15 protein-coding genes and 2 pseudogenes are annotated in these 19,315 nt (G+C 59.3%); 5 read left to right on the forward strand and 12 right to left on the reverse strand.

Going from position 1 to position 19,315, the window contains the following annotated elements; genetic code table 11:
* Positions 1–53: 53 nt before the first annotated feature.
* Both ACIP6G_RS06300 and ACIP6G_RS06305 read left to right on the forward strand, forming a co-directional pair.
* Positions 54–2,066: a M3 family metallopeptidase gene (locus ACIP6G_RS06300; RefSeq protein ID WP_400289254.1), complete on the forward strand. Its 2,013-nt coding sequence runs from the start codon at positions 54–56 to the stop codon at positions 2,064–2,066.
* Positions 2,066–2,833 carry a GNAT family N-acetyltransferase gene (locus ACIP6G_RS06305; RefSeq protein ID WP_105661377.1) on the forward strand — a complete coding sequence of 256 codons (768 nt, stop codon included), beginning with the start codon at positions 2,066–2,068 and terminating at the stop codon, positions 2,831–2,833. Before ACIP6G_RS06300 ends, ACIP6G_RS06305 begins: the two co-directional genes overlap by 1 nt.
* 73 nt (positions 2,834–2,906) lie before the next feature.
* Here ACIP6G_RS06305 and ACIP6G_RS06310 read toward each other — a convergent pair whose 3' ends face one another.
* The 8 genes and pseudogenes from ACIP6G_RS06310 to ACIP6G_RS06345 all read right to left on the reverse strand — a co-directional run bounded on the left by ACIP6G_RS06310 (position 2,907) and on the right by ACIP6G_RS06345 (position 11,316).
* Positions 2,907–3,527: a dihydrofolate reductase family protein gene (locus ACIP6G_RS06310; RefSeq protein WP_400289256.1), complete on the reverse strand. Its 621-nt coding sequence runs from the start codon at positions 3,525–3,527 to the stop codon at positions 2,907–2,909.
* An 855-nt stretch (positions 3,528–4,382) separates the two neighbouring features.
* Positions 4,383–5,243 carry a tetratricopeptide repeat protein gene (locus ACIP6G_RS06315; RefSeq protein WP_400289357.1) on the reverse strand — a complete coding sequence of 287 codons (861 nt, stop codon included), beginning with the start codon at positions 5,241–5,243 and terminating at the stop codon, positions 4,383–4,385.
* Between the two features lie 15 nt (positions 5,244–5,258).
* A pseudogene (locus ACIP6G_RS06320) lies at positions 5,259–5,399 on the reverse strand (DUF4236 domain-containing protein); the annotation flags it as partial.
* Positions 5,400–6,085: 686 nt separating this feature from the next.
* Positions 6,086–6,988, reverse strand: a complete 903-nt coding sequence (pdxS, locus tag ACIP6G_RS06325) for a pyridoxal 5'-phosphate synthase lyase subunit PdxS (RefSeq protein WP_105658267.1) — start codon at positions 6,986–6,988, stop codon at positions 6,086–6,088.
* A 197-nt stretch (positions 6,989–7,185) separates the two neighbouring features.
* Positions 7,186–7,800 carry a hypothetical protein gene (locus ACIP6G_RS06330; protein ID WP_400289257.1) on the reverse strand — a complete coding sequence of 205 codons (615 nt, stop codon included), beginning with the start codon at positions 7,798–7,800 and terminating at the stop codon, positions 7,186–7,188.
* Positions 7,801–7,954: 154 nt separating this feature from the next.
* Complete coding sequence (locus tag ACIP6G_RS06335; protein WP_105661379.1) at positions 7,955–8,521, reverse strand: HIT domain-containing protein; 567 nt, start codon at positions 8,519–8,521, stop codon at positions 7,955–7,957.
* 23 nt (positions 8,522–8,544) lie between these two features.
* The gene (gene thrS / locus ACIP6G_RS06340; protein ID WP_105658264.1) at positions 8,545–10,560 is read right to left on the reverse strand and encodes a threonine--tRNA ligase; all 2,016 of its coding nucleotides are present in this window, start codon (positions 10,558–10,560) and stop codon (positions 8,545–8,547) included.
* Between the two features lie 120 nt (positions 10,561–10,680).
* A complete protein-coding gene (locus ACIP6G_RS06345) occupies positions 10,681–11,316 on the reverse strand; it encodes a winged helix-turn-helix domain-containing protein (protein ID WP_400289259.1) in 636 nt (211 codons plus the stop codon).
* A gap of 80 nt (positions 11,317–11,396) precedes the next feature.
* Between ACIP6G_RS06345 and ACIP6G_RS06350 the strand changes: the two genes are divergently transcribed.
* Entirely contained in the window at positions 11,397–12,764 is a 1,368-nt protein-coding gene (locus tag ACIP6G_RS06350; RefSeq protein ID WP_400289261.1) for an MFS transporter, read from the forward strand.
* A 259-nt stretch (positions 12,765–13,023) separates the two neighbouring features.
* A complete protein-coding gene (locus ACIP6G_RS06355) occupies positions 13,024–13,464 on the forward strand; it encodes a VOC family protein (RefSeq protein ID WP_400289263.1) in 441 nt (146 codons plus the stop codon).
* 6 nt (positions 13,465–13,470) lie between these two features.
* On the opposite strand, the pseudogene ACIP6G_RS06360 reads toward ACIP6G_RS06355, so the two are convergent.
* The 4 genes and pseudogenes from ACIP6G_RS06360 to ACIP6G_RS06375 all read right to left on the reverse strand — a co-directional run.
* Positions 13,471–13,851: pseudogene (locus ACIP6G_RS06360) on the reverse strand (nucleotidyltransferase family protein); the annotation flags it as partial.
* 103 nt (positions 13,852–13,954) lie between these two features.
* A complete protein-coding gene (locus ACIP6G_RS06365) occupies positions 13,955–17,410 on the reverse strand; it encodes a DNA polymerase III subunit alpha (RefSeq protein ID WP_400289265.1) in 3,456 nt (1,151 codons plus the stop codon).
* Between the two features lie 36 nt (positions 17,411–17,446).
* A complete protein-coding gene (locus ACIP6G_RS06370) occupies positions 17,447–17,755 on the reverse strand; it encodes a hypothetical protein (protein ID WP_286134296.1) in 309 nt (102 codons plus the stop codon).
* Between the two features lie 93 nt (positions 17,756–17,848).
* Positions 17,849–18,775, reverse strand: coding sequence for an AraC family transcriptional regulator (locus tag ACIP6G_RS06375; protein WP_400289267.1), 927 nt, complete (start codon positions 18,773–18,775; stop codon positions 17,849–17,851).
* An 80-nt stretch (positions 18,776–18,855) separates the two neighbouring features.
* Here ACIP6G_RS06375 and ACIP6G_RS06380 point away from each other — a divergent pair, with 80 nt between their 5' ends.
* Positions 18,856–19,299 carry an anthrone oxygenase family protein gene (locus ACIP6G_RS06380; protein WP_400289268.1) on the forward strand — a complete coding sequence of 148 codons (444 nt, stop codon included), beginning with the start codon at positions 18,856–18,858 and terminating at the stop codon, positions 19,297–19,299.
* The last annotated feature ends 16 nt before the right edge of the window (positions 19,300–19,315 follow it).

The following is a 19,315-nucleotide window of genomic DNA, read 5'->3' on the forward strand; positions in this document are numbered from 1 at the left end:
CATCTGGGGTGTAAATGCAAGCTAAATCACGTTTGCCATGAAAACCTAGGCCTATGCAAAACCCGCTTCTGACTCCCAGTACCAGGCCCTACCAATGGCCAGCCTTCGACCAGCTCACCGCTGAGCATTACCTGGAGGCAGTCCGGCTCGGCGCAGCCGAACAGCGTGAGGAGCTGCAGCGCATCATCGACGATGCCCAGGCTCCCACTTTTGAGAACACTTTCTTGGCGCTGGAAGCCAGCGGGCAGACCCTGCGCCGTGCGCTCATGACGTATTTCTCAGTGATTTCCGCCCACGGCACCGAAGATCTGCGGGCGATTCAGTCGGAGATTTCTTCGATCTGGACTAGGCAAGAAGATGAGATTTACCTAAACCAAACCTTGTACTTGCGTCTACAAGCTTTTAGTTATGAGGGTCTCCAGGGTGAAGATGCCCGTCTAGCCGAGCAAACGCTGAAGAATTTCCAGTTGGCCGGCGCAGGCTTGGGCGACGTCGAAAAGGACCAGTTGAAAGCACTGAACGCCAAACTCGCTGAGCTTTCCACGCAGTTCGCTGACCTCGTCCTGGAAAATCAGAATGCCCACGCTGTGCACTTCGACGATGATGAGGAACTCGCAGGTCTTTCCAGCCAAGCGATCGAGTCCGCTGCGCAAGCCGCCAAGCAAGCAGGCCACGCATCGGGATACTTGCTGACGCTGGTTTCGCCTACCCAGCAACCGGTCCTGGAGTCGCTCGCGTCAAGCCAGTCCCGCCGCAAGGTGTTCAATGCCTCGATCAGCCGTGGCACCGAGGAAAACGCGACCATCCATGTGGCCGCCGAAATGGCACAGCTTCGCGCTGAACGCGCCGCTCTGCTCGGATTCGCCAACCATGCAGAAACCGTGCTCGCCCAGGCCACTGCACCTTCCACCGCTGCGGTGGAAGAACGGCTGGCCGAGCTAACAAAGGCCGCCACCGCAAATGCCCGCCAGGAAGCCCAGGTGCTGGGCAAGATCGCCGGTGCCGAAATCAACGCGTGGGATTGGAAATACTTCTCCAACCAGGTCTTGCGTGAGGAGTACTCGGTGGATTCCGAGGCACTGCGCAACTACTTCGAATTAGACCGGGTCCTGGTCGATGGGGTCTTCGCGACCGCTACCAAGCTGTTTGGCATTACCTTCAGCGAGCGGTTCGACCTTCCCACCTACCACCAGGATGTTCGCGTCTTCGAAGTTTTCGACGCCGATGGCAAGCCGCTGGCGCTCTACACCGGCGACTACCTGACCAGGAATACCAAGAAGGGCGGTGCATGGATGACCAGCCTGCGCGATGCCGCTTCGTTCCTGGACGAGCGGCCAATCGTCACCAACACCTTGAACATCACCGCGCCTGCGCCGGGTGATCCGGTTCTGCTGTCCATGGATGAGGCAAATACTCTGTTTCACGAGTTCGGCCATGCGCTGCACGGGATGTTCTCCAGCGGAAAGTACGCTTCGCTTTCTGGCACCTCGGTCCCCCGCGATTTCGTGGAGTTCCCATCGCAGGTCAACGAGATGTGGATGCTCCACGAGGATGTCGTATCCGGTTATGCTATCCACCACCAGAGCGGCGAAGTATTGGACGATGCGCTGATCGAGAAGATCCGCGCGGCTTCGCTATGGGGCCAGGGTTTTGCAACCACTGAGTACCTTGCCGCCAGTGTCCTTGATTGGGCCTGGCACACCATCAGCGCCGGGACTGTTATCGAGGATCCGCTGCAGTTCGAACAGGACGTGCTTCAGGGCGCCGGCTTCGACTCCGCAATGATTCCGCCTCGCTACCGCACCGGTTATTTCCAGCACATTTTCGCCAATGGATACTCCGCTGGCTACTACTCCTACATCTGGAGTGAGGTGCTCGATGCCGACACTGTGCAGTGGTTCGAGGAAAATGGGGGCTTAATGCGCGAAAATGGTAATCGGTTCCGTGAGGAACTGCTTTCGCGCGGCAATACGCGCGATCCCCTTGAGTCCTACGAATTATTCCGCGGCCGCACCGCATTGGTTGAACCGTTGTTGCGCCGTCGAGGATTGGTGAACGCAGAATAATGACCACTATTGCCTCCGCACAGGAAGCACTAAGCCACTGGCATCAGGCACTTGCAGTCGCCACCGGCGGCAAGATCTTTACCACCCACGGATGCTCATGGGCATGGCAGCCAGTACGCAAGCGGCTGATCCTGCTGTTCCCCGAACAGCCAGAACAGGCGGGCCTGCGTCCGGCGCTAGCCGAAGGCCATCGGCTCGGCGCCCGGCGCGTGGAAGCTTGGGTTAACTCAGGCGCCCACGCAGATGAGCTGAGGGCGACCGGTTTCTCCGATAATGCCCAGGTTTCCTGGCATGCTGGCCCATTGGCCATTCCAATGGATCGTTGGACCGGCAAGATCCGTTTGGGCAATAACGTGCCTGAGGCCACGGGAGCTGATGCGGCCGAGCTGAACGTGACGAACCTTTGGCGCGAGACCAGCACCCAGCTCTCCAGCGGGCATCCGGCATTGCGCCGCGTCGAGCATGCCTTGGCTCGTACCGACGAGGGAGAGATCGTGGGCCGGGGCTTTGCCCAGCAGGGCCTGAACGGCCAGCTCATGGTGCATTCCTTGGCCGTAGGCAAGGAACATCGCCGCCATGGCGTTGGCACTGCCTTGCTTCATGGCCTGTCGCGATCAATGATCAATCCGCTGTCGCCGCCAGACGATGAGGTACCTCAGGAGCTATTGGCAGCGGCGACTCCGTCTAGTGCCGATTTCTTCAGTGCGAACGGCCTGAAGCTGCTGGGACGAGGACGCCATATGGTTCTGCGCTCCTGGAACCAGTAGCCAGCCACTGATAACGAGAAAGCTCAGCCGGTCACGGGACGTTCCGTGACCGGCTGGGCTTTCTCGAATGGCCTTACCGCGATTTGTTGACTCGAAAGACAAGCCGGGCGAAAGGTCCGGCTTGCCGCGCTTCAACCAGTTCGAGGCGTTCGCTGGAAATAGTTCGTGGCAATACGGGCGCACCCGACGATAGCGCGGCCGGGGCGATAGTCAATGCCAAGACATCGAGGGCATCGGCATCCAGGAATTGCCCCAGCAGTTCACCGCCGCCAAGTACCCAAACATTCTTCTCCCCTGCGCTGTCACGAATTGCCGGCAAGAACTGCGCAACTGGCCCGTTCAGCAGCTGCACATCAGCCCCTTCTGGAATGGGCAACTCCCTCGAAGTGAAGACATAGGTCTTGACCCCCGGATAGTATTCATGCCACTTTTGCGGATTTTCCATGAGCTGTTCATTCTCGATCATCCACATATAGGTGTTCGCGCCTTCGACATGCACACCAACGTTTTCAGGCAATAGTTCCGGATCAGGCTCTTGGGACCCCGGAACATCAAAGAGCCATTGCAGGCTATGGTTCTCGTCGGCCAAGTATCCATTGAGAGTGACGGCGGCATCGAAGGTAATCTCGCTCATGGCACATAGTCTGCCACAGGAAAATTGCTCACGGCTCCGGGTGCACTTCGCTACCGGCATGCCTGCTCCAGGGCTGCACCACTAGCAGGTCGCCATCAATGTCCCACCGGCTCCGGTCGAGCAGTAAGTGATCTGGTTGCGCCAAGATACTCGCGATTCCAGGCAGCGAATCTGGTTGGGCGGAGCCGGAGACGGATTGCTGCTCGTAAACGCACCACCTGGAATCAGTTGATTCATGCTGGCTGGGAAGAACACTTGGAGGCAAAGGCTAGATCGCAGTCTCGTGCCGTATCGGGCCCCTGCATCACTACCGGCAGCACAGAAGCAGCGAGGCCGAAGAAATGGACTGATCTGTCCACTTCTTCGGCCTCGTCATCAGCTGCTCAGCGCAGTTCCTACCAGCCGCGCTCCGAAAGGCGGTGAGGCACTGGCACGTCGGCGACGTTGATGCCGTGTGCAAGATTGAGCGGTGTCCGGCCTAGTCTGGAATCCTGATCCACTGGCTACTTTGTATGTGAGCTATGTGCGACGCAAGGATATTTTTCTTGGATACGACTCGCTAGTACCCTTGCTCAGATCTCTTCTATGCCCACAGAAGCGACGAGCCTGTCGATGGCAAGCCGATTGTCGACAGGCGCGTCGACGGATGGCCACTGGGATCCGAGTACTGCGGCGCTGAGGTCGGGTTGATTGAAATTTGTCTGCCATGGCTCTCGTACACGAGAACTTATAGGCGTTCGAGTGTGCACAGGGTGTCCCCGGTCGGTGGTTGAGTCGCTCTCTGCACCCATGCTGGCATCACCAACGACCGCAGCGAGGGTTCACATTGCCCATTCTGCAATGATCTGACTGCTCCGGTCGAACCTTGGAACGAGTCGACACAGCATCCCGCTTGGAACCGTCAGTCAATTCAACTTAGTTCGCTACCTGCGTCAGAAGGTCCATCAAGCCAGAATACGTAGAGTTCTCCGCTAGGACGCGCTCATAGTCTTTACGGGCCAAGGCCTTCTTCCCATCCGCGGCGTAGCTCATCCCTCGCCCCACCAGCGCCAGGTGCCGCAGCTCCGCTGGGCGCGACCTCATACGAAGTGCCTCTTTAAAAGCAGTACGCGCGGCCTCGTAGAAGCCTTGTTCCCGCAGCGCGGTGCCTCGTTGGATCAACAGGTAAGTGGACGGCTCATCATCGTTCGTGAGCCCGTCCGTCATGTTAATGATCTCTTCCCACCGGTCAGTCTCAGCGTAGAGTTCCGCGAGTGACACCGCCGCCACGGTAGTGGGTTCAAGGCCTTCGACGATGCTGATGGCTCGGTCTGCATTGCCTGCGTCCTGTTCCAACTCTGCCAGAATGAGGCCTAGCGTTTGACGCTCCAACGGCAATGTGACGGTGACGCCCGTCGCAATCGGGACTGTGACCTCGCCGTCGGCCACATGGGAGATGAAGAACTTATCCGTTGCTGGGTCATAGCCTTCAGTCCACAGCCAGTCAAGAATCGCTCGCGATCGCTCGGCATCGCTGGCTGGTAGGCAGACTCGGTGTAGTTCAACCATTGCTACCGACGGAGCTGCTTCTGGATGGTCCTTGCCAATTTGCTGGAGCATCGCAGAGTTCGCAGCGCCCTCGACTTGCTTGTACAGCTTCTTCTCCCATGCCGGAGCAAAGAGCCCAGGCTTGGGCTTCTTCGGTTTAGCCAGGGCCTGTGTGGTACGAGCGGCGGCGGTGGTACTGGAGGAGGCCTTGCTGGCACGTGAGCGCCCGCCGGCTTGGACGGTTTTCACATGAGAGATCCCCGTTCCGGGGATTCCGACCGTCCTGGTGACCCGACCAGAACTATTGGCGCTGATCCGAGCGCCTTTCACACCGGCGGAGAGCCCGAGGCTCTTCGTCGAAACGTTCATCCGCACGCCGGGCGCGATCTTGAAAGACTTCCGCATTCTGAAACCCAAGGGTCCCCCATCAACTAGGTCGGAGTTGCTGCCCGTATTGCAATCAGCCACACTGAACTGTAATTGCTCGTAAGTAGCGCGACGGGCAGTGACTTCAATTCGATGGTAATACGCCTAAACAGGCTTACCTCCCTGCTGAGCAGAATATTTCAGGCGGTCTTTTTTGCTCGAGGCTGCTCAATCAATCTGGGGATAATGCGGGGCATCATCAAGACCTCGAAGTACATGCCGGTCCTTTGCTCGATCGCGAAAGAGAATTTTGGCGATCTGCCTATGAGCTTCATCCGACAATTCCGCGCGTGTCGCTAGGAACTGAGCGATTGACTCTTCAAGACTTCTTTGGATGTTCTTTCGGCGCTTTTTGATTTTCTTCGGGGCCGGGGCCTGGTGCGGACACTAGTCGATGAGCATTTCAACAAACGATTCCAACTACGCCAGGCCTGGAAGAGTAGTTACATCCATTAACATGCGAGGTGTCATGGCCATCCGCGCCGCGCTCAATCTTGCCTAACGTCATGACCTCTATCGTATGGTTGTGGTCTCCAACTCTGGCCGTGACGGAGCACTTCTCAATCTTAGTCCACGGCACCAGCCCCAAATCGACCTCTAAAAACAAAGACCCACGCCACCAAATTCTCGGTGACGTGGGCCCGAATTGTCTGATACTTCAGGGCTTACCAGCCGCGCTCCGAAAGGCGGTGAGGCACTGGCACGTCGGCGACGTTGATGCCGACCATTGCTTCGCCCAGACCGCGGGAGATCTTAGCCAGCTCGTCCGGGTTGTCGAAGAAGGTGGTTGCCTTCACGATGGCCTCGGCGCGCTGCACTGGGTTGCCGGACTTGAAGATACCCGAGCCGACGAACACGCCGTCGGCGCCCAGCTGCATCATCATCGCAGCGTCGGCCGGGGTGGCGATGCCGCCAGCGGTGAACAGCACTACCGGCAGCTTGCCGGTCTGCGCGATTTCCTTGACCAGCTCATACGGTGCCTGCAGCTCCTTGGCGGCCACGTACAGCTCATCTTCCGGCAATGCGGCCAGCTTGGCGATCTCTGCACGGATCTTGCGCATGTGCCCGGTGGCGTTCGAAACATCGCCGGTGCCGGCTTCGCCCTTCGAGCGGATCATTGCGGCACCTTCGTTGATTCGGCGCAATGCCTCACCGAGGTTGGTGGCACCGCAAACGAATGGAACGGTAAAAGGCCACTTATCGATGTGGTTCTCGTAATCTGCTGGCGAAAGGACCTCGGACTCGTCGATGTAGTCGACGCCGAGGGACTGCAGGATCTGCGCCTCGACAAAGTGGCCGATGCGCGCCTTGGCCATTACCGGGATGGAGACCTCGGCGATGATGCCGTCGATCATGTCCGGGTCGCTCATGCGCGAGACGCCGCCTTGGGCACGGATGTCCGCAGGAACGCGCTCCAGAGCCATGACGGCCACGGCACCTGCATCTTCAGCGATGCGTGCCTGCTCTGGGGTGACTACGTCCATGATGACGCCGCCCTTGAGCATTTCGGCCATGCCGCGCTTGACGCGGTCCGAACCGACGACGGAGTTCTGGTTGTTCGTAGACATGGTGAGGAGGGGTTCCTTTCGACACTGCGGTGACTCGTTTTTGCCCCAGAATTTCGGGGATATAAGCGAGGTGGTACGCCAGTAATCGTAGGATCGCTTTGCTTTATTACCTCGCGTGTTGCGTCATAATTGGCAGATAGTAGATTTATCCATCAGTTACGAGTTAGTGCGTAACATTGGCAATCTCTACTAAACAACTAGTCAGAGTGCTTTTTGCCGGTGAATATTTGGCGTGACGCTATTGCATCCGACACTTGATATTTTGCTGGCTGACCGTAGCCTTCAGGATTAGCTGCTTCAATGCGCGCCACTTCCTCAGACATAAATTGCACCAGCGGAACGTCGCCGTTGATATCTTCGGCTACGGAGCGCAATTGCTGCGCATATGCCAGCAATCGCGGAGTGAAGTGTTTGGTGTAGGAGGGGTCCGGGTCGCTGGCACGCTGATGGACGGATTCAAAATTTTTGGCAAGGTCCTCGATTGCCGGTTTAACTGACTCCATCACCTGCACCAATGCCCGGTCCGCCGCTTGCGAGATCGCAACTAGGCTCAATTGGTAGTGGTGCTCGGTGGCCACAGCCGCCGCGAGCCGTTCCAGCGGATCCAGGGTATCGAGCCAACCGCGCAGGAACCTGTCGCAGTTTGCATCATGCTCGTAGCACAGGTCTTCAAGCAGCTGATCAATCATGCCGATTGAGTAGCGGGCTGCACCTTGGATGGCGAAACGCATTTCATGCTCGGATCCACTAATAATCCAGTCGCGGATTTCTTCGATGGTGCCGATTGGTTCAGGGGACCTGGGAATATTCAATGATGCTCATTTCAGAAAGAAGTTGCTCCAACATGCCGCAACAGTCTATTTGGTCTTGCATTGCAGCAGGCCAACATCGTGGCTTTTGCATTAAATGACGTTGGGCCCGACAGAACATTTCCATGTTCTGCCGGGCCCAAGTACCAGCTATTGCCTAGTTCGGGGTTTCGCTGTCCCACGCTTCGGCAATGGCACTGCGAACCTCGGACAAGGTCTGCGGGATCGCCTTGGTCTGCGCGATGATAGGGAAGAAGTTCCCATCCCCGTTCCAGCGCGGCACGATGTGCTGATGCAGGTGCGCGGCGATGCCTGCTCCCCCGGCTTCGCCCTGGTTCATGCCCAGGTTGAAACCGGCGGGGTTGGAGACCTTGCGCAGCACGCGCATTGACTGCTGCGCCAACGCTGCCATTTCGGCCGTTTCCTCCACCGTGATATCGGTGTAGTTGGGCACATGGCGGTACGGGCACACGAGCAGGTGGCCCGGGTTGTACGGGAACAGATTCAGGATCACGTAGCAGGTTTTGCCACGGTGCACGATCAGCGCTTCTTCGTCGGTACGCCCAGGACCGGCGCAGAATGGGCAACTGGCCTCATCCTTGACCTGGTCCTGTCCGCCCTTGATATAAGCCATCCGGTAGGGAGTCCACAGGCGCTGGAACGAATCCGGCACTCCGGCGAGTTCAAAGTCGTCGGTGACGGACCGGTCTGCTTGTTCCTGCATGCTTGGTGGACTCCCTATCCGAACTAGTTGTTGTTGTCGCGGCTCTTGATGGCTTCAACGATGCGGGCTACCGCATCGTCGACTGGAACCTGGTTCTCCTGGCTGCCATCGCGGAAGCGGAAGGACACGGCGTTTGCATCGGCATCTTCGCCACCGGCGATGAGCACGAATGGAACCTTGTCCTTGGACGCGTTGCGGATCTTCTTCGGGAAGCGATCCGTCGAGTCATCCAGTTCCACGCGGACACCCTGCGCCTTGAGCTTGGCAACAACTTCACCGAGGTAGTCGTTGAAAGCCTCGGCCACTGGGATCGCGCGAACCTGTACCGGCGAGAGCCATGCGGGGAAGGCACCTGCGTAGTGCTCGGTGAGCACGCCCAGGAAGCGCTCGATGGAACCGAACTTCGCAGCGTGGATCATCACTGGTTCCTGGCGGGAACCGTCGGCAGCCTGGTACTCCAAACCGAAGCGCGCTGGCTGGTTGAAGTCGTACTGCACGGTGCCCATCTGCCAGGTACGGCCGATGGCATCCTTGGCCTGGACCGAGATCTTCGGACCGTAGAATGCGGCTCCGCCTGGGTCGGCAACAAGTTCGACGCCGGATTCGGTGGCGACGCGCTCCAGCACGGCCGTAGCTTCATCCCACTGCTCATCCGAGCCGATGAACTTGTCCGACTCCGGATCACGGGTGGACAGCTCCAGGTAGAAGTCGTCCATGCCGAAGTCGCGCAACAGCGAGAGCATGAAGTTCAGCAGGTGCTCAACCTCGGCCGGTGCCTGCTCCTTGGTGACGTAGGAGTGGCTGTCGTCCTGGGAGAAACCGCGCACGCGGGTCAGGCCGTGGACCACGCCGGACTTCTCGTAGCGGTAGACGTGGCCGAATTCGAATAGGCGCAGCGGCAATTCACGGTATGAACGTCCGCGGCCGCGGAAGATCAGGTTGTGCATCGGGCAGTTCATGGCCTTCAGGCGGTATTCCTGGCCCTGCTTGGTGATGTTGCCATCTTCATCGCGCTCTTCATCGATGTGCAGCGCCGGGAACATGGTGTCCGCGTAGTACGGCAGGTGGCCCGAAGTGTGGAACAGCCCATCCTTGGAGATGTGCGGGGTGCCCACGTACTGGAAGCCTTCTTCGACGTGGCGGTCGCGCACGTAGTCTTCCATCTCGCGCTTGATGATGCCGCCCTTGGGGTGGAACACCGGCAGGCCCGAGCCCAGCTCATCGGGGAACGAGAACAGGTCCAGTTCGGCACCGAGCTTGCGGTGGTCGCGGCGCTCAGCTTCGGCCAGGCGCTCCTGGTAGGCCTTCAGGTCGTCCTTGGTTGGCCATGCGGTGCCGTAGATGCGCTGCAGCTGCTTGTTCTTCTCGCTGCCCAGCCAGTAGGCGGCAGCCGAGCGAGTCAGCGCGTAGGCGTTCTTGATCAGCTTGGTGTTCGGCAGGTGCGGTCCGCGGCACAGGTCCTTCCAGACAGTGTCGCCGGACTTGCGGTCCACGTTGTCGTAGATGGTGGTTTCGCCAGCGGCCACCTCAACGGTGACGCCTTCGCCGGAAGTGTCGGCGGAGTCGGCCTTGGCCAACAGCTCGCACTTGTATGGCTCGTTGGCCATTTCAGCCTTGGCTTCCTCCGGGGAAACTTCGCGGCGGACAAAGAGCTGGTTCTGGTTGATGATCTTCTGCATCATCTTTTCCAGCTGCTTCAAGTCTTCTGGGGTGAATGGGTCCTCGACATCGAAGTCGAAGTAGAAACCGTCGGTGATGTAGGGGCCGATTCCCAGCTTGGAGTCCGGGCGCAGCTGCTGCACAGCCTGGGCCATCACGTGGGCGGTCGAGTGGCGCAGCACCTCCAATCCTTCTGGATCATTGATGGTTACGCGGGTGACAGTGGTTCCGGCTTCCAGTTCGCGGGCCAGGTCGCGCAATACGCCATCGACGTGCATGACAACCACGTCTTTATCGTTGGCAAAATGCTGCAGACCGGTCGTTCCCGCGTCCACCTGTACCTGCTCGCCGTCAATGGTGAGAGTCAGCTGCTCGCTCATGAGATCGGGTTCTACCTTTCAATCTGTGATGGCTTCATAGCTTGTGGCATACCTTGGCCACAGCCAGCCAGAATCCAGTTTAGTTCAGGACCCCACCTCAGCGTGCGTTTACCTCGGGTTTTACGAAGATTGATCGCCCTCTTGTGACTCGTTCAACAGCGAATCTGCGTTGAACAGGCTCATGACATGCCAGATTTCACGATCGCCCGCGGGCTGCGAACTGGTGACTTTACCGTTTTTCAGATCCTCGCGGAAAGCCGGAATCACTTCTTCCATGCGACGCATGAGTTCGTCGCATTCATCTTGGGTAAGCATCAGGTTGCTCGTTTGCATCTGCGCTTTAATCTCCCCGGTCTCTTCGCCGCGATAGTGCCTTTCTGCATGCCGAAGCGTCGCTTGCAGGCGGCGTTGCTCGTCATGGACCACTTGGCTGAGGTAGGCATCCATAGCCGTCCCGGTCTGGTCCTCCGGGCGCTCTCCCACTTTGCCGGTCGTATAGCCGCGTGCCGCAGGTTTCCATACGCGGTCACGCCTATCGCGCGCCAGTTCCGGAACTTCAACGATCATGTCGGCTTTGGCCAGCTCACGCAGATGGAAACTGACCTTGTTCGCGGGTACGCCAAGAGCCTGCGCGAGGTCTGCCGCGCGTGCGGTTTCCATTGCCGAAAGCGCGTCAAGGATTTGCCGACGCAAGGGGTTTGCGATGGCCTTGAGCATGGGGGTGGTGAATGTGACGGGTGGCTCATGGTTGCTCATAAGCACAGCATAGCAATCCCACAAATAAAGTTGCGCAAATTCTATTGCGCAACTTTATTTGCGAATCTATAGTTGGTGCCATGACCAGCATCCAGGCCAACGATCCATCAGGCACCACAGCGATTATCACGGAGCCTTTGCCGCCTTTGCGCGTGCAGCGCAACTACCGGATGTGGCTGCTGGCGGACTCAACGGCTTTGCTGTCGGGCAGTATTTACGGGTTCATCTTTCCTTTGATCTTGCTGTCCGCTACGGGGTCCCCGGTTTTGGCCGGAACCCTGGCCGCAGTGGGAATGGCAGCACGGGCGAGCGTAAATTTGGCCGGCGGAGCCATGGCGGATCGTACCGACAAGGCTCGGATGATTCTCATAGGAAGTTTCGCCGGTGCTGCAATCACGGCAGCCATGGCCCTGGGCAGCAGCGTCGGTTCACTGCCGGTTGCCTCCTTATGCCTTGCCCACATCCTTATGGAACTGCGCGGCGGGTACTTTGGGTCGACAACTAATGCCGCCCTAAAGGATCTTGTACACCCCAAACAGCTCGGCCGCGCGATGGCGGCGAATCAAGGCCGCGACTCGGTGCTGATGCTCGGCTCCGCTCCCCTGGGCGGCGTGCTTCTGGGATTAGGCGGTGGCATTGCCCTGCTCATCGTCAGTGTCCTGAATCTGATCGCTGCGGCCAGTGGATTTGCACTGCGTCGTCCATTGCGGGCAGCCAAGCTATCTGGGCAAGATTCCAATGGCACCAGCAATGATTCCGAAGAGGAAGTGGCCCACGGAATTCTGGCAGGCATGCACTGGTGCTTTTCCCGGCCACAGCTGCGCGCTCTGCTGATTTTGATTACGGTCGTCAACATCGGCGTCAACGGGCTGATGACAACGCTGATCTACGGACTTCAACAGCGTTCCGAAGAACCCTGGGTTATCGGGTTAACTTCTACCTTCATGGGCGTTGGAATGCTGCTCGGATCGTTGGTCGCAACGAAGCTCATCGATAAATTCCGCAGTGGTTTACTGACCTGCACCTGTCTCACCATTTTGGGTGTAGCCATGCTGCTCATCGGGTTTAATACGAACCTGCTCTGGATGGGGACCATGCTGATGATCAGCTTCCTCAGCGTTCCAGCTCTCAACGCTGCGGTGGGTGGATACTTCATGGCCTCCATTCCGAAGCAAATGTCTGGGCGCGCTAATTCCCTAATCACCTTTATGGCACTGGCCGCTTTGCCCTTATCTCCGCTGCTTACCGGATTTGGTCTGGAATCGGTCGGCATGGGACCAACGCTGATATTTTTCGGGGCATTCGTTTCCTTAGCAGCAGTCTTGGCCTGGCTCTCACCGCAGGTACGGCGCATACCCCGTCCTGAGCATTGGATGGCGGCATCGCCCGAACTCACCAGCGCATCCGCCCCTCAACAATCCCCCGCCCCAACGGCCTCCACCGAATAGGAGTATCCAAAGTGAATTCCGATCCCACGTCGCCCAGCGATTCCCGGCTCAAGCGATCAGCCCGGAAGCGAATCTTCAGCAGCGAAAAAAGATACCGCCATGCTTCTGCGTTGACGCACCAAGCCGACGATGCAGTTGCCCAGGCGAGGTATCAAGCGCTGCGCAACGAGCAATGGATCTATCTATAAGGAGGCAGGAAAAGTCTTGGAAGATCCGCTAACCCATGGCTTTCATTTTCAACCCCTCCTACCCTAGGAATATGAACAAACCGGCCCCACCTGTCATCAGTGCCATTACCCTCGGAGTGCGCGATGTCGGTGCTTCCACGAAGTTCTACACCGAGGGCCTGGGGTTTGAGCTGGTTCAGCCAGCCCACCCGGAAATCGCTTTTGTCCGTGCCGGCTATGGCTTGATGCTCGCCCTCTGGGATGTGAAGCAGATACCCAGCGAGTACGGCGACGTCGGGCATAGCCAGCTGGCGCCACCGATCTCACTGGGACACAACGTGCACTCTGACGCAGAAGTGGACCGACACTACCGGCGAGCGCTGGATGCGGGAGCGACTTCTGTCACCGAACCGACGGTGCAGCCGTGGGGTGGCAAGAGTGCTTGTGTGGCTGATCCGGATGGCTTCCGCTGGGATTTTGTGCACAACCCATCATTTGTCGTCGACGCCGATGGGCATGTTTCCTCGGTTTGAGAATTATCAGTTTTCAGTGATCTTCCTTGATGCCTCCCGTTCAGGCCAGTGTTCATAGGTGCTAATTTGCCCAGGCTCATCACTAGTGCCTGCAAAGCAGCAGGCCTTCGCTGCGAAATGGTCGATGGCGTCCGTGACGCTGAGGAATGGAATAGCCGGCGCCCCAAAGGGCTCTTCGTACCAAAGTTGGACGCATGCTCCGTTGCGTACTTCGATTTCTGCGTCCATGCCCTTGAAGAGTACTTTGGCTCCACGAATGAGCGCATCTTCGGCCTCCCAGGACGTATCTTCATCGAAGTAGATGAAGTCGTAGTCACGAATTCCTCTTTGCGGATCTTTGCCTTCGAGCACGTTCCAAACTGTTTGGGATAGTGCAGCTGCAGTGAGCCACCAATCATCTGCGCTTACGCCCGTTCTCCCCTCACATCAGGTATCTCTCCTATTGGACCCGATGTATCTGTTAGGTAAACCCTGTCAGCGAACTAGCTCATCAGGCCCCTCTCTGGTCCAGGCCTTCAGCTTCCATCCGTTTGGCAAGTTCCCCGACACTTTCGATCTTGCGTGCTCCCTCGCCGAGGTTTGGCCGATAGTTTGGTTGCGGCCGGGTGAGCTCCGCGAGGTAGCCTGCAGCAGGCAGGGTCTCCGGCTGATGCAGGTCCCAGGCGTTCAGCGCTTGGAGGGAGATGCCGCGCGGTCCGGTACGGCGTGTGACCCCGTGGATGAGCAGCATGCGTGTGGAGAAGAGCAAGGGCGCTGTGCGCTGCTGCGTGTCATCGAAGAAGGTGGCGTCGATGCAGCCAGTCCCATCATCCACGGAAATGAAGACCACACGCTTGCCTCCGCGCATGGGAGGAGTCTGAGTGGCCACCCGTACTCCGGCGACCAGAACTTCGGTTCCGTTGCGCAGGTGCAGCAGCTCGGCTGCCTGCGTAATGGGCAGGTGCGCCAGCCGTTGGCGGTACGAGGTGATCAGATGCTCGCTGGCGTCCAGATGCATGAGGTCCAATTCGGTACGTACTACTTCCGCGGGATCCAGTGCTTTGCCGGTCTGGTCGATATATTCGATCTGCCCCAGATCCAGGGCAAGTTGCCCGGGTCCCGGCCGGTATTTGGCCGGAAGGGAGCTGTGCGCCATGGATTGCGTGTGGGCGATCGTGTCGGCACGGGAGGTCCCGGCCAATAGGGAATCGAACACTCCGAGTGCTGCAAGGTTCTGGTAGGTGCGTCGCGAGAGTCCTGCGCGGGCGCGGACATCGGCGAGGTGCTCATAGGGCTGGCCTGCGACCAGGCGTTGTACTTCGCGTTCGCTCATCTGGTGGATATCGCGGAAGGCCAGACGGATTCCATAGCGCCCAGGGCGCAGCGAGCTGGGTGCGCGGGGCACCACAGGAACTTTCGCTGGAGCGGATTCGAATATTCGTTCGACTCGGTAGTGCCCGGTGGATCGGTTGATATCCAGCGGAAGGATGGGAACGCCCATTCTGCGTGCTTCGGCAACCAGCAGCCGCTTGGGGTACATGCCCGGGTCGTGCTCCCAGATCCCGGCAAGGAAAGCTTCGGGGTGGTGCGCCTTGAGCCAGGCTGAGTGGTAGGTGGGTACGGCAAAGGCAGCCCCGTGGGCCTTGCAGAATCCGAAGGAGCCGAAGCCGGAGAGCACCTCCCAGACTTGGTCAATGGTTTCCTGGCTATAACCGCGCTTGGCCGCTTCAGCGCGCACATAACGTTCTACGGCTGGTTCCTTCTCCGGGTTGCCCAGCAGGCGCCGGTAGACATCGGCCATGCCCAATCCGCATCCGGTGAGCACATCAAGCATGCGCAGCACCTGTTCATGGAAGACGGTCACCCCGTGGGTTTCGGCGAGCGCCGGAATCAGATCCTCGTGCAGGTATTGGGCAGGGGCGAATCCGTGGCGGTGCTCCAGGTAGGGCTTGACCATATTCGACTGCATGGGACCCGGGCGGAACAGGGAAATATCGATGATCAGGTCGTTGAATTCGCGGGGCGCGAGCTTGCCGATCAGTTCGCGCTGCCCCGGGGATTCGATCTGGAAGCAGCCCAGCGTATGGGTGGAGCGGATCAATTCGAAAGTTGGTTCGTCATCCAGTGGCACCCTGGACAGGTCTATCGCTCCAGTAGCGGAGATATAGCTGTCGTCGGCGTGCCCTCCGGCGCGGGCGGCCGCTTGCTTATCCGGGTGCATGCGGGCGATCTCCTCGAGCGTGTAGGCGATGGCTGATTGCATGCGCACACCGAGCACGTCGAGCTTGATCAAGCCCATCAGGTCCATGTCATGCTTGTCGAACTGGCTCATCTGCAGTCCGATGCCCGAGGGCTGGACCGGGGTGCGGTCCAGCAGGCTCGCGTCGGAGAGGATCACCCCGCAGGGGTGCATGGAGATATGCCGGGGCAGCCGGTCCAGGCGCTCGGTAGCGTCGATGAGGATATCGAGCTGGGTGTCATCGGTAATGCGTTCTGCCAATGCGGCCAGCTCCGGCTTCTCGGTGAGCGCTTCGCGGAAAGAGGATGCGGAGAAGCGCCAGAGCTGCTTCGCGATCTCATCCACCTGCTCCTGCTCTACCCCGAGGGCGGCTCCTGCATCACGGACCGCGCCGCGCGCACGGTAGGCGTTCTGCATGCTCATCAGGCTGACGCGCTCTTCCCCGAAGCTGGAGAAGATCTCGCGGTAGATCTCGTGGCGGCGTGCGGATTCCACGTCGATGTCGATATCCGGCAGGGTGGTGCGGGTATCGGAGAGGAAGCGTTCGAACACCAGGTCGTGGGCCAGCGGGTTCACCTGGCTGATGCCCAGCAGGTAGTTCACCAGCGAGGAAGCACCGGAGCCGCGGGCGGCCACGCGGATTCCCATGCCGGTGATCAGCTTGACGGTTTCGGCGACGGTCAGGAAATACCCGGCGAAGTCCAGCCGGTCGATCACCCCAAGTTCCAGAGCCAGCTGTCTTTCAATGAGGCTGGGATTGGCGTGCGGCAAGAGCCCAGGCACCGCTGCATGGACTCGCTCGGTGAGTTCTTGCATGGCCGGACGGTGCAGGCCGATGATCTTCGCTTCGGGGATCACCGGCTGCTTCCATCCAAGATCGGCTACCGGGTCTGCCGCTGCCCATTCGGCGAGCGCTTCAGTTTCCCGCAAAAGCTGCTGCGCCCAGCTCCTTTCTGTGGCTTGGCCGATCTCCTTGGCCAGCTGGCGCATCTGGGGCGGGGTTTTCAGCCACCCTTGGCCATTGGGTTGGCAGGAGTCCAGGTTCTTCAGGCTATGCAGGGCGCGCGCCGAGTCCAGGATGTCTGCGGTAACCGCTCCATCGGGGTCCACGTAGCGCACGGCGTTGGTGAGCACGGCCCTGATCCCCCGCTCCTGGGCGTAGCGCAGCAAGCGGGCTGCTTCACCGAGGCTGTAGCGCGATCCAGGGCTGGAGAGGTGCGTGGTGATTTCCACTCGCAGCATCTTTCCCAACCGCTTCTTCCAGCTGGCAAGCAGTGCCCGGGCTTGGGCGTAGCTTCCCTTGAGGATTGCGCGGGCCACGTCTGATTCGCCGCCGAGCAGAATCATCAGGTTCCCGGCAGCACCCAGGTGTGCCAGCTGCTCGGTTTTCAGCCCCGGAACCCCGTGCGCAGTGCTGTGCGCGAGGGTGATGGCTCGGCACAGCGCCGCATACCCTGCGCCATTGCAGCGCCCACGGGCCAGCAGGACAATCCGCCCTTGGGTTTCTCCGTGGTTATCGAGCACGGCAAGGTTCACCCCGAGAATCGGGTGCAGCCCTTCTGCCATGCAGGCCGCCACATGCTTGACCGTTCCATAGAGCCCATCCCGGTCAGTCAGCGCGAGCATCTGGGCACCCTGCGCTTTGGCCGCTTGGGCCAGCCGCTTTGGGTGCGAGACTCCGTAGTGGGCGCTATAGGAAGAACTGACGTTCAGGTGGGTGAAGCTCATGGAGGTCCTTCGAATATATGTTCCCCTGCAGGGGAATTAGGCGCTGCGGGCCAGCGACTCATGCACACGCACCAGACGCCACCGTTCGGTTTGCGCATCAAAACTCACATCAACGCTGTGCACTTGCCGGGATCCGCGCACCGCGACCAGTTGCAGGCGCCACATCTCATAGTCGGCAATCCCCGCACCGGCGCCGCGAGGAATCCGCAGGTTTTCATCCCACCATTTGCGGCGTTCGAACCAGCGCTGAGGCTCGGCCACCAAGCGATAGCCCTGCCCTTGCCAGCTCACGCGCAACGGCATTCCATCAGCTGCACGAGTAACCTCGATCGACTCGGTGAACATCCCCACGTGTGCACTCCTTACTTAGTAGAACCATTCTATTCGAACACGTGTTCGAATGACAGTTACACTAGTCAGCGCGACCGACAGTTTGGGTTAGCCAAGTGCAGCGGATCTCAGCGCCGACGGACTGGTTGAATAAGCCCTGCGAAAGGCAGCGCTGAGCGCAAAGGGTGAAGAATATCCGACATCCCGGGCAATCTGCGACAGCGGTGCATCGCTGGCGAGCAGCGCATCATGAGCCAATGCCAGACGCAATTTGGTGAGGTACCCCATGGGTGCGGTGCCCATGGCCTGGCGGAAGGCTGGCGAAAAAGCCGAACGGGACATCGCAGCTGTTCTGGCCAGCCCCTCCACGCTCCACGCTTGCGCTGGTTGCGCCCACATCGCCCCCACCGCCACCCCAATGCCTGGCGCCGCCGAGCGAAGCACCCTGGTTCCCGGCAAGTGCTGCAAGGCGCAGATCGCCAGAATATCCAGCAGCCGGTCCAATACCACCTGCTGGGCGGGACCCGCACTTTCGACTTCGGTCGCCAGCAGTTCAGCCCATCGCCACGCCGCGTCGTCATCGATAACTGCCAGATCGGTACCCTCGCAGACAAGATCAGCGACAGCGCTGGTCGTAGTGAAGGTGCCAACCAGTAGCTGGTCGGGGCCATTAGGCGAATTGCCCCATGCACGCACCCCATGGCGCAACTCTTGGACCATGGCTCGGCCCGATGGCCCCAGGCATTGCTGGCCCGGGGCAATGGCATAATTACAAGGCGCCGCGCCCGGAAGGGTCTGTGCGCTGGCCGAGCGAACCTCATAGGAGGCTGATCCGCAAATGACGACCAGTTCCCCTTGCCGCGCCACCACGGACTTTTGTCCTCGTTGCACCCTGCAGGATCCCGAACGCACCGCCAAAATCGTCAGCGGGCAATGATCGCGAACAGCAACACTCCACTGGCCCTCCATGCACATGCGGAGAATGAAGGCTTCACGAGCCCGTGGGCCAGAAGGGAAAAATGCATCGGGTCTCACGCCACCACTCTGGACGATTGCGTATGCATTGTCGAGCCTTGAGCATTCAAAATCCAGCCCAACATCTGTTGAATGAAATCATGAACCTGCCGTTGCTTACTATTTTCCTGCCGCTTCTGACAATTGCCACCGGCTTGATCATTGCCGGATTCTACGTTTCCTTCACCCTCGTGGTCTTCCCTGCGCTAGCGCGAATGGATGATCGCTCCGCAAGCACGTTCATGGTCCACGTGAACAGATACGCCCAACGGCCCCCATTCCTGAGCTTGTTCTTCCTCGGCTTGCTCGCCAGCACCGGATGCCTTGCCCTCTCCATCGTCCACGAAAATATCCGCATATCGATCGGAGCGGCACTAGTGCTTAGCGGTGCCCTGCTCACCATCGGGGTCAATGTTCCGCTCAATCGGCGACTGGAGCAGAATTCGTTGGCTTGGGCGAAATATGAGCCACGGTGGATCAGGGCCAATGCCGCGCGAGCACTGGGTTCCGGCCTAGGCGCTGTCCTCCTGCTCAGCGGTGTTTGAGCTGGATGCAGCACTC

Source organism: Glutamicibacter sp. NPDC088483, from assembly GCF_044753145.1.
GTDB lineage: Bacteria > Actinomycetota > Actinomycetes > Actinomycetales > Micrococcaceae > Glutamicibacter.

Bases quoted from the DNA above. Each gene is read 5' to 3' on its own strand.
- ACIP6G_RS06300 (WP_400289254.1), top strand. From the start codon at position 54: ATGCAAAACCCGCTTCTGACTCCCAGTACCAGGCCCTACCAATGGCCA.
- ACIP6G_RS06305 (WP_105661377.1), top strand. From the start codon at position 2,066: ATGACCACTATTGCCTCCGCACAGGAAGCACTAAGCCACTGGCATCAG.
- ACIP6G_RS06310 (WP_400289256.1), bottom strand. From the start codon at position 3,527: ATGCCGGTAGCGAAGTGCACCCGGAGCCGTGAGCAATTTTCCTGTGGC.
- pdxS (WP_105658267.1), bottom strand. From the start codon at position 6,988: ATGTCTACGAACAACCAGAACTCCGTCGTCGGTTCGGACCGCGTCAAG.
- ACIP6G_RS06335 (WP_105661379.1), bottom strand. From the start codon at position 8,521: ATGCAGGAACAAGCAGACCGGTCCGTCACCGACGACTTTGAACTCGCC.
- thrS (WP_105658264.1), bottom strand. From the start codon at position 10,560: ATGAGCGAGCAGCTGACTCTCACCATTGACGGCGAGCAGGTACAGGTG.
- ACIP6G_RS06345 (WP_400289259.1), bottom strand. From the start codon at position 11,316: ATGAGCAACCATGAGCCACCCGTCACATTCACCACCCCCATGCTCAAG.
- ACIP6G_RS06350 (WP_400289261.1), top strand. From the start codon at position 11,397: ATGACCAGCATCCAGGCCAACGATCCATCAGGCACCACAGCGATTATC.
- ACIP6G_RS06355 (WP_400289263.1), top strand. From the start codon at position 13,024: ATGAACAAACCGGCCCCACCTGTCATCAGTGCCATTACCCTCGGAGTG.
- ACIP6G_RS06365 (WP_400289265.1), bottom strand. From the start codon at position 17,410: ATGAGCTTCACCCACCTGAACGTCAGTTCTTCCTATAGCGCCCACTAC.
- ACIP6G_RS06370 (WP_286134296.1), bottom strand. From the start codon at position 17,755: ATGTTCACCGAGTCGATCGAGGTTACTCGTGCAGCTGATGGAATGCCG.
- ACIP6G_RS06380 (WP_400289268.1), top strand. From the start codon at position 18,856: ATGAACCTGCCGTTGCTTACTATTTTCCTGCCGCTTCTGACAATTGCC.